This window comes from Synergistaceae bacterium, assembly GCA_017450125.1.
Taxonomy (GTDB): domain Bacteria; phylum Synergistota; class Synergistia; order Synergistales; family Aminobacteriaceae; genus JAFUXM01.
This window is the reverse complement of the sequence record JAFSWZ010000025.1, coordinates 150,495-160,476: the sequence shown is the minus strand read 5'-3', so window position 1 is coordinate 160,476 and position 9,982 is coordinate 150,495. Positions and strand designations below refer to the sequence as shown.

At 56.0% G+C, this 9,982-nt stretch carries 8 protein-coding genes; 1 reads left to right on the top strand and 7 read right to left on the bottom strand.

Translation table 11 applies throughout. The features are described from left to right. From IJT02_05650 to IJT02_05625, 6 genes are all read right to left on the bottom strand, one after another. A partial coding sequence (locus tag IJT02_05650; GenBank protein MBQ7544411.1) for an NADP-dependent malic enzyme occupies positions 1 to 273 on the bottom strand: 273 nt, incomplete at its 3' end. Positions 274 to 394: 121 nt separating this feature from the next. Continuing rightward, on the bottom strand, positions 395 to 688 hold the full coding sequence (locus IJT02_05645; protein ID MBQ7544410.1) for a type II toxin-antitoxin system YafQ family toxin: 294 nt from the start codon (positions 686 to 688) through the stop codon (positions 395 to 397). Continuing rightward, on the bottom strand, positions 675 to 983 hold the full coding sequence (locus IJT02_05640) for a hypothetical protein (protein MBQ7544409.1): 309 nt from the start codon (positions 981 to 983) through the stop codon (positions 675 to 677). The genes IJT02_05645 and IJT02_05640 overlap by 14 nt, the downstream gene beginning before the upstream one ends. Positions 984 to 1,120: 137 nt before the next feature. Beyond that, positions 1,121 to 1,441 carry a hypothetical protein gene (locus IJT02_05635; GenBank protein MBQ7544408.1) on the bottom strand — a complete coding sequence of 107 codons (321 nt, stop codon included), beginning with the start codon at positions 1,439 to 1,441 and terminating at the stop codon, positions 1,121 to 1,123. Positions 1,442 to 1,443: 2 nt separating this feature from the next. Next, complete coding sequence (locus IJT02_05630) at positions 1,444 to 4,146, bottom strand: class I SAM-dependent DNA methyltransferase (GenBank protein MBQ7544407.1); 2,703 nt, start codon at positions 4,144 to 4,146, stop codon at positions 1,444 to 1,446. 6 nt (positions 4,147 to 4,152) lie between these two features. Continuing rightward, positions 4,153 to 5,016, bottom strand: a complete 864-nt coding sequence (locus IJT02_05625; protein ID MBQ7544406.1) for an NAD(P)-dependent oxidoreductase — start codon at positions 5,014 to 5,016, stop codon at positions 4,153 to 4,155. Positions 5,017 to 5,128: 112 nt separating this feature from the next. On the opposite strand from IJT02_05625, the gene IJT02_05620 reads away from it, so the two are divergent. Continuing rightward, positions 5,129 to 8,158, top strand: coding sequence for a DEAD/DEAH box helicase (locus IJT02_05620; protein ID MBQ7544405.1), 3,030 nt, complete (start codon positions 5,129 to 5,131; stop codon positions 8,156 to 8,158). Here IJT02_05620 and IJT02_05615 read toward each other — a convergent pair. Further along, positions 8,148 to 9,956, bottom strand: a complete 1,809-nt coding sequence (locus tag IJT02_05615; protein MBQ7544404.1) for an FAD-dependent oxidoreductase — start codon at positions 9,954 to 9,956, stop codon at positions 8,148 to 8,150. The two genes, IJT02_05620 and IJT02_05615, sit on opposite strands and share 11 nt — an antisense overlap. Between the last annotated feature and the right edge of the window lie 26 nt (positions 9,957 to 9,982).

The following is a 9,982-nucleotide window of genomic DNA, read 5'->3' as shown; positions in this document are numbered from 1 at the left end:
CTTGCCCTCCATGACGGGCATTCCTGCTTCAGGGCCTATATCCCCGAGTCCGAGTACCGCGCTTCCGTCCGTAACGACAAGACACAGGTTGTGCCTGCGGGTGAGGTCGTAGCTCCTGCCGACATCCTTCTGAATCGCGAGGCACGGTTCAGCAACGCCGGGAGTGTACGCGAGCGACAGGTCGTCTTTCGTGGCGACGGGGACGGTGGCGATTACCTCAATCTTGCCCTTCCACTGCTCGTGAAGCCTGAGTGATTCCTTTGCGTAGTCCATAAATAGTTCTACCTCCTCAGAAAATTTTGGGTGGAAATATATTGTGAAAATTGGGATTGAGGTAATTATATCAGCTGAGAATTAATTTGCGGGGATGAACAAAAGTTGCACCCCCGCTGTGTTACATGCCGAAAAGTTCAGCGTGGCTTCCGATCATGTCAAGTATAACCAGATAATCGCCATCGTACGTGTACACAAGCAAAAGATCAGGCCTGATGTGGCACTCGCGGCTGCCCTCCAAGTCTCCATGCAGAGCGTGGTCTCTGTATTTGGGCACAAGAGATTCATCATTGGCAAGTTTTCTCACAACCTGCCAGAGTTCCCCGTCAGGTCTCACAAGAAGATTGCGGTATGTTCCCCTACTTAAGTGCTTCAAGGCCCGCTTGAAGTCGCTTCGTTCTCTAATCTCTCTCATGGCTCGTCTCCTCGTAGATCTGTGCCCATTCCGCAAAAAGTTCATCAAGCGTCATGGGTTCGCTGTACTGAACCAGCCCGTGCCGTTTTTCGTACATTAAGCGAATCAACGCTTCCATAGGATTCCCGAACCTGTCATAAGCAGGCTCAAGCTCCGTGCCGCCGTCGTCGTAATCCGGGTCGAGATACTTCGGGTCATAGTCGTAATTCTCTATGAGCTCCTCTATCTCCTCGTCCGTCAGCTTCCGGTCGAACACGTAGCTCTGCCTCTTCTTCGTCTGTACTGCTTCCATCATTCTCACCTCCTCTCACATCCCAAAAATCTCGGCATGGCTCCCGAGACGCTCCAGCCTCAAGCATACGTACAACCCTGTCGACCTCTCCGCCGCGAGACAGAAGCCCCCCGTATATTCCTCCCCGCACGCGCCTCAAATCACGCCGGAATTTGCTGCTTGGTTCTGCGTGCCTCATCTTCTGCTATCTCCGCATCTGCCTCCGCGCATACTTCCTCCAGCCAGTCGCTGAACTCGTCAGGCGTGAACGGCCCCTCGTACTCAAGAAGCCCGTGATCCCTCTCGTACGTCCAGCGAATCATCGACTCCGTAGGATTCCCAAACCTGTCCCACAGCACACCGTCGTCCTCAAAGTCCGGCGTGTACTCGTAGTTCTCTATCAGCTCGTGAACCTCCTCGTCGGTCAGCTTCCGGTCGAACACGTAGCTCCGCCTCTTCTTCGTCATCGTCGTCTCCATCATCTTCACCTCCTCTCGTCCTTCGTCCGCTCCTCGTACAGCCCCACAAGCCGCTCCACCATCTCCAGCTCCCCAATCCCCGCAGGCCACCCGTACGCCTCCCGAACCGCCTCGTCGTTCTCACGGTGCGCACGCCGGAGCTCTATCGGCATCAGCGTCTCGTCATACAGCTCCGCCAGCGACGAGTCCGGGTACAGTGCCCGCGCATCCAGTATCGCCTTCGCAGCCGCCTCAATCCGCGCCCTCTGCTCTGCGTTCACGTCAGCCCACACAAAGCAGTTGTACACCAGCGTGTTCGAGTAACTGTAATCACTCTTCAGCCGTCCCGTTACAACCCTCATCCACGCCATATGAGCCAGGCTCTCCAGAACCCCGAAATGATACAGCGTAGCATCAGGAATTACCCTCAGGCTGTCGGCAATCATCACAGAGTCATCAAGGAATCCCATCGGAATATACGTGCGCTTCTCTGAGGAGGTCTTAGGGATGACGATATAGCTCCCCTTCGGAAACGTCTCAACGTGAAACCTTGTCGGCGTGTCCGCGAGCTTCTGCGTGGGTTTGCTCTTGCTCGCGAGCCTGTACTGCCTCACTGCCTCAACCCTCTTGTAGCATTCCGGCATCATCTTTATCTGGTGAGGCGAACAGTTCCCGAGATACAGGCACATTCGCGGCTCGTTGTACAGGAACTCCTGCCCGCCGTACCACGCGTGAAAGAAAGGTTTTGCGCGCGGCTCTATCCTGATGAACTCCTCGTACTGCTCTTGCGTGAACAGGTAGAAGCCTCCGTCAATGGGCTTGTTGCCGATTCGCATAGGGGGCACGTCGCACAGAGGGAGATTGCGGCTGAAGATGTACCAGTCCGGCGCGTCGATAATGTACGCGTTGATGTGCCTCGCGGGAAACGCATAGCCCCCGTCGTAAATCACGCCGCCCCCCTGCTTGTCGGAGAACCCGATGACCATGCAGTGAACATGTGCCTTCTCCGCTGCGTCGCTGTTCCACACGAAGGTTCTGTGCGCAAAATCTATGTGCAGTCCGTCATCAGTCAGGGGCTTCCAGAACATGGCCACAGTGTCGCCCTGATTTATGCTGTTCGTCGAGACGAGAGCCGCCCGGATGTCCGTGCCCTTGATGAAGTCGAAAGCCTTTCTGTACCAGCAGCACACGTAATCCAGATCGCCGGGCCTGTACTGTCCGTGAAAGATTGAGGTGATGTCCTCTTTCTGAGTTCCGGCCATTATGCGCGCGCCTCTGTAGGGAGGGTTGCCCATGATGTAGGAGAGCTTCTTCTTGGGGATGAGGTCAGCCCAGTCTATGCGGAGTGCGTTTGCGTGTTTGATGCGGGCTTCGCTCTTGAGGGGCAGGAAGTCGCCGTAGTACTCAATGAAGGTCTGGCGTTCGTCCTCTTTCTGCGTTGCAATCCACATCTGGGCTTCGGCAATCCACAGGGCAGTACGTGCAACAGCCACCGCGAAATCGTTAATCTCTATACCGTAGAACTGGGAGATTGATACGCGTATCAGCTTCTCGTTCTTGGCGGGCTTGTAGGACAGGCTGGCAAGTGCGCGAATGATTCTGTTCTCGAGCTTGCGTAATGAAAGGTAAGTTTCTGTGAGGAAGTTGCCCGAACCGCAGGCGGGGTCTAAGAACGTTAAGGATGCCAGCTTCTTCTGGAAGGCTAAGAGTTTTGCACGCGCTGGCTTGGCCGCAATGAGGGAGTCTGCTTCTGCGGTTAGTGCATCGAGAAACAGCGGGTCAATGACCTTGTGGATGTTCTCAAGGGATGTGTAGTGCGAGCCTTCAACCCTGCGCGTCTCGTCGTTGAGGATGCTCTCAAAGATTGCGCCGAAAATCGGGGGGCTTATCTCTGACCAGTCGAAGCCCTCGCTCATGTCCTCGAGGATAATGCGCAGTGCCTCATCATCGAGCGGCGGAAGGGGAGCAGCTTTGTCGAACAATCCGCCGTTGACGTAAGGGAAGGCCGCAAGGTCAGTCTCAAGGTAGGGGTCTCTGTTCTGTTCCTTGATGTTGAGGACGCGGAAAAGTTCAGTTAGGGCGGTGCGTGCCATTTTTGCGCGGGGCTTGAGGTAATCATGGAACTGTGCCTTCTCGAAGAGCTTGGAGTCCTCAGCGTACAGCAGGAACACTAACCGGACGCAAAAGATGTTGAGGTTCTCGCGGGCGGCGGTGTCGTTCTTGTTGATGTACTTGTTGAGGAGGTAATCATAGAGTGTCTGCGCGAGTTCTCCTGCTTTGCGGGAAATTTTCTCTTCGTGCGTGAGTTCGCGTTCAGGGACGACGAGGAAGGCCAGCTTCTCGGGAGTAATCTCAGCGAGAGGGATAACCTCCGGCGGTTCTGTCGGCCTGTTCATGTCGTAAATGCGGAACTCCCTGAAGTCGCAGGTTATGATGTACTGCCCGCGCTCCTTGTAGGGTACGTTGTCGTAGTAATTCTTGGCCTGCTCGAACGCGTCATCAAGATTAACGCCCGGACTCTTCTGCTCGATGATTGTGCGGGTTGAAGGTATGTAGGCATCGATGAACTTGACGTGCTTGATTCTAACTTTCTTCTCAAAGTCGATATAGCGTGTAGGGTTCTCTATTCCAAGAACGTCATGAAGAAGTTCATCCCAGAAAGATTGCGTGTCGCTCTTCTCGTCGCCTCTGCCCTGCCAGCGTTCGATGAAATCTGCAGCAGCGTCCATGCTGAATCAGCCTCCGTAGTACTTGATGAGAACCTGCGTCCCGTTCTCGCCGAAGCCGTCATCCTCGAGGTAGTTGAAGTGGCTCATGACCAGCGTAAGAACGTCAAGGTTCAGGTACTCCTTCTTAGCCTCGTCGATTGCGAGGAGCATATCCTTCACGAAATGTTTCACCGAGAAGCCCGGCGTAAAATCCCTGTCGAGAATCTTCGGCCCTGCACTGTCGAGCTGGTGAGACCCTGCCCCTCCCGTCGAAACTGCCCGCAGAAACTTCGGCATGTCCAGCCCGATGCTCCGCGCGTAGGTCATTCCCTCGCAGACTCCCGCAAGTGCTCCGGCAATCATTATCTGGTTCGCCAGCTTCGTGTGCTGTCCCATTCCCGCTTCTCCCATGTAATTGATGTTCGTACCCATCGCGCGGAAAAGCGGAAGGCACATCCTGTAATCCTCTTCGTCTCCTCCGACCATGATTGACAGTGCGGCGGTCTTCGCGGCGGCTACTCCTCCAGTAACAGGAGCATCAAGGAAGTGAAGCCCCTTCTTCGTGCACTCCTCGTTAATCATCTTCGCGAGGGCAGGGCTGGTTGTGGTCATGTCGATAATGTACGTGCCTTCCTTTGCGCTGTCGAGAACTTTTCCCGTCGCAAAGTACACCTCCTCAACGTCTTTCGGGAAACCCAGCACCGTAATCACTACCTCGCAGTCCTTCACGCAGTCGTAGATTGTGCTGTGGTATTTCGCTCCGTTGCTGATAACGTCGTAGACCTTCATTATTGAGCGCGCGAACACGTGAACTTCAAACCCGAGCTTTATGAGATTCTTAAGCATAGGCTTGCCCATTCTGCCTGCACCGATAAAAGCTATCTTCTTCACAGTAAACTTTGTCTCCTTAAGTAATTAGTATCATGGGAATTGTTGACGGGTATTGTAGCAGATTGGCCGTGTTATAATTCGGGAATCCTAAATTGTCTGGAGATAGCAATCCGTGAAGAACCTTCCCGTCGTCAAAGCATTAACCCGAGCCCTGCGCAACAAAACCATCCTCGAGCGTTCCGGCCTGAGTGCCCGCGCATACATGGCACCTTCCGGCACGCAGACCCTCGCGATACTCCCCGACACGATGCAGGCAAGCACGTTCATTCAGGACTTCAGGACACTTCACCCCGACCGCCCGGCCTTCCTGCTCAACGAACTTCCGCTGACCTCAGAGACCGACGGACTTCCGGCACTGCTCCTCGAGCGCGGCGAAACCATCCTGCGCTGGCGTGAGTCGTGCGGTGTAATGGCGGCATCACCCGGCGCGCTGATGTCATCGTGCCTCATCGGCGGAAAGAAGCTGACGATCTCGAAGAACGAACCTTTCGACGCGGAGAAGGTTAAGGAGTGGCTTGAGCTTTACGGCTACAAACGCTCGAATCTCGTGTGGTCGCCCGGACAGTACGTACAGAGAGGCTACATCCTTGACGTGTTCGACCCCGCGCACGCAATGCCCCTGAGGTTCGAGTTCTTCGACGAGGAGCTGGAGAGGATAGGCAGCTTTGACCCCGCAACACAGACCAGCAGCAAGGCTCTGATGTCGCTCGAGGAGGTTGCTCTTCACGGGATAACTGAGGCGCGTCCCGCACAGCCTCACGACCTCCTGCCCGCCGAGACGGTGATAATGCTGTGCGACCCGGCCAAGACCGAGCAGCAGGCCGAAGCGTTCATGTGGCTGTGGCGCGAAGTGTTCTCTGAGGTCAAAGCTGGCTACTGGGTTGACGCGTGGACGAAGGTTTACGGCACTCTCGCGAATTATCCCATCGTGCGCGTAACGTCCGACCCCATGAAGTCCGACACTGTGCTGATGACCGACCCGCTCCCTGCCTTCAAGGGCGACGACAGCGTGATTCTGGGCCTGTGTGAACAGCTCACGAAGAACGGATTTGCCGTCGAGGTCTTCACGAACAACCCGGTGTTTCAGAAGCTGCCCTACACGATTCACGGTGGAGTGCTGTCATCCGGCTTCATCGACAGGAACAGGCAGACAGCCTTCATCTCCGACCGCGAGCTCTCCGGCGTGAATGCCGCTGTGATTTTGCCGCAGAGACGTACCCCCAACGACTGGCTTGAAGGCGGAAAACTCTCTGCAGGACAGCTCGTCGTTCACGAGGACTACGGCACAGGGATATTCAGGGGCATCGAGACCATAAAAGACGGCGGGCTGCCTCTTGATGTTCTTGCGATAGAGTTTGCGGACGACGAACGGCTGTTGATTCCTGTTCTGCAGTCTGACAAGGTAACTGCCCTCAACGAACACGAGAGCGAGGCCGTGAAGCTCGACACACTGCGGGGCAAGGCATGGCGCAGGAACGCGCAGAAAACTCAGGAGCGCGCGCAGGAAGAAGCCCGCGTTCTGATGGAGATTTACGCGAAGAGGGAGCTTGCACGCCGTGAACCTTTTGCCCCGAACGGCGAGATGTATGCTGACTTCGTGAAGGCGTTTCCGTTCAACGAGACGGCTGACCAGCTCAAGGCGATTGACGAGATAATGTCCGACATGTCGGGCAAATTCCCGATGGACAGGCTGCTTGTCGGTGATGTTGGTTTCGGCAAGACGGAAGTAGCTATGAGGGCTGCTTTCCGTGCTGTAACGTCAGGCTTTCAGGTGTGCGTGCTCGTTCCGACGACGATACTTGCCCAGCAGCACTACAGCACGTTCACTTCACGGCTCGCGGGTTTCCCGATAAAAGTGGGGTTGCTCTCTCGCTTCATCAATGCGAAAGAGACCAAGAAAACGATTGCTGACACAGCGGAAGGCAGGACAGACATTCTCATCGGTACGCACAAGCTCTTGCAGAAGGGAGCAGCCTTCAAGAATCTTGGCCTGCTGATAATTGATGAAGAACACCGTTTCGGCGTGATGCACAAGGAGAGCCTGAAGCGCACGTACAGCGGCGTTGACATCCTGAGCTTGTCGGCAACACCCATACCGCGAACGTTAGCGATGTCCCTTCGCGGCCTGCGTAGCATCTCTGTTCTGTCGACACCTCCTGAAGACAGGCTGCCGGTAACAACCTACACAGGCGCGTTCAGTCCCGGCACGATTCGCCGGGCGATAACCTACGAGCTCAACAGGGGAGGTCAGGTGTACTTCCTGAGCAACAAGATTTCACGTATGCCGGAATACGAGAAGATGCTTCGTGCGTTTTTCCCGGAGGCGAACATCAGCAAGGCTCACGGTCAGATGCCGGAGAAGGAGCTTGAAGCGGCAATGCTGGCGTTCTACGCTGGCAAGACGGACATTCTCCTTGCGACGACGATAATTGAGAGCGGGCTTGATGTCGGACGCGCGAACACAATCATTATCGACAACTCGGAGGAGCTGGGCTTGGCGCAGATGTACCAGCTGAGGGGCAGAGTAGGACGGCGCGGCGAGAAGGCGTTTGCGTACTTCTTCTACCCCGACAAGGAAGCCCTGAATCAGGACACGTTCGACCGCATCGAGGCAATCGCTACAATGACCGAGCTCGGGAGCGGCTACGAGATTGCGCGCAGAGACCTCGACATCAGGGGAGGCGGAGAGGCAGGAGGCACAAAGCAGCACGGCAATGCTCACGGGAACTTCAGCCTGTTCTACCGAATGCTTGAGCAGGAGCTCAACAAACTTCGCGGAGTGCAGAGCCGGAAACTCATCGAGGTTACGTCGGACAGAGGGAGCGGGTTTATCCCTGAGCACTACATTCCGCAGGACGACGTGAGAATCACAATGTATAGGAGGATGCTTAACACCGTCGGGCCGGACGAGCTCGAAGCGATGGTGAGCGAGATACGCGACAGGTTCGGGCCTCTGCCGCAGGACGTGAGTTACCTTATCGGGCTGATAGCTGTACGGAACTTCGGGGAACGTTTCGGCATCGAGAGCGTGAACGTGAAGAAGTCGTTAGTTACGGTGAGGCACGGAGGGAAGGAGATTCCGGCGTTCATGAAGATGCACATCAAATCACTCGGCCGGAACGTCAAATACATCACTGCATAGCCGCAATCACAGCCTCGAGTGCTTCGCCTCTGGTCATGTCCGCCCGCAAAACCGCGCTGGTCTTGGCCTGAAGCCTCGTGATGTCCTCCGGCGAAATCACTTCATCAACGCCGAATACTCCCCTGCGTCCGCCGTTCGGGTAGCTCACCGGCTCAAGCAGTCCGTACACGTCCGACAGCTGAACTGCGCCGTAATGCCTGTGCCCTCTCGGAACATCATAGTACCTCGCCAGCGAAATCGGTACCCCAGCATCAAGCAATACCCTCTGAACGTGAAGTGCTTTCACGTCGCGGGGCTGTAACCCTTCCTTCACCGAGAGTGCGGCCAAGACACCGGCGGCCTGCCCCGTCATCATCGTTATGGGCTGTAACCTCAATGCTCCGGCGGCAAGGCGTGAGACGGAGATGTTCTTCTCGGCGGCCAAGAAGCCGTCAACGCTAGCGGGTATCAGCACGTCCAGCGGCACCTGAAAATTCCCGACAGGCGTGCGCGAAATCATGTGCTCCTCGCGCTCCCCCATGTCCATATCTTCATCAGAGAACGAGTGATGCAAATCCAGCGTGTACCTTCCGACGGCTATTGCGTTGGAAAAATTGTTGCCCTTGTTTCCGCGCTGGTAGCTCAAGGAGTTGCGGTAGAGTTCAGCGGAAGTTATTGTGCGCTTGCCGATGATTCGGCGGCTCTCTCTCACGTAAGGTATCGGCGGCATGTGCCGGGCAATCTCCTGCCACTCGGGCGGAAGATTCTTCGCGGCTTCGGGAAGCTCGTTGTACTCGTCCGCGTCGACTGACCACGATTCATGAAGCTCATTCTGTACGTACCAGACGAAGTGCAGGGTCTTGATGAGTGCGTCGCGTTCGACTTTTGCGCGGAGGTCTCTGCTCTCTAGGTAGCTGACAGGAAGGCCGTACTTGTCTCCCCACATATATTGTCCCGGGTAATCGTTGCCCCAGTTCACGCTGGTTTTGGTGCACAAGTCCCAGCGTCCCGTCTCTGAAGAGAAGTTTCCGTCGTTGGAGGAGTCCGGCAGTCCGCGATAGGCGTTGTGCGTCGCGAAGTCTACGGGCTGTTCAACGGGGTACGTGCCCCTGAAGGTGTCTCCGCTCTCGGCGACGTACTCGGTGTAGTTCTTGCGTGCCTGCTCCCAGCCCGGAAGCGGGGAACTTGGCCGAAGGTGCAAAGGAACTCCGTCGGGGTACTTCCTCATTATCGCCGTCCACGTGATGTCCTGAATCATTGCGCGGGGGTTGATGTCCGGCGTTGAGCTGTTGCCCGCACGGTACGCTGCTCCCGCCAGAGGGATAACATCACCGTACTCCGTTGCGTCAATGAGTACCTTATACCCCGCCGTGATTGTGCCGTCTGGTGTGAGAATGGTTACTGCGTCAGGGCTTACCGCTACAACCTCCGAACGGTAGAGGATGTCCGCACTCTTGGCCATCTCCGCGAGAATCATTCGTCCGACGTGGGGCTCAAAGGCTTTGTTCTCCGCGTACCAGTAACACGTCCGCATACTCTTTCCGCGCGCTGAATAATATTCTTCTGCTCTCTCCATAAGCTCGCGGTAGAGGCCGCTCATCTGCCCGCTTAGGTCATCCATCGTTGAGACTCCTGCGGCTGTAGCCTGTCCTCCGAGCATCGTGGTTCTCTCGACGACGAGCACCCGTGCTCCCATTCGCGAAGCCTGAATCGCGGCGGCAGTCCCTCCTGTTCCTCCTCCGGCAATGACGATGTCCCAGCTCCCTCCGTACGCAGACGAAGCAGCCAGCAGCAGCATAACCGCGATAATCCTTCTCACTGAACATCCACCTCTCTTGCTATAAT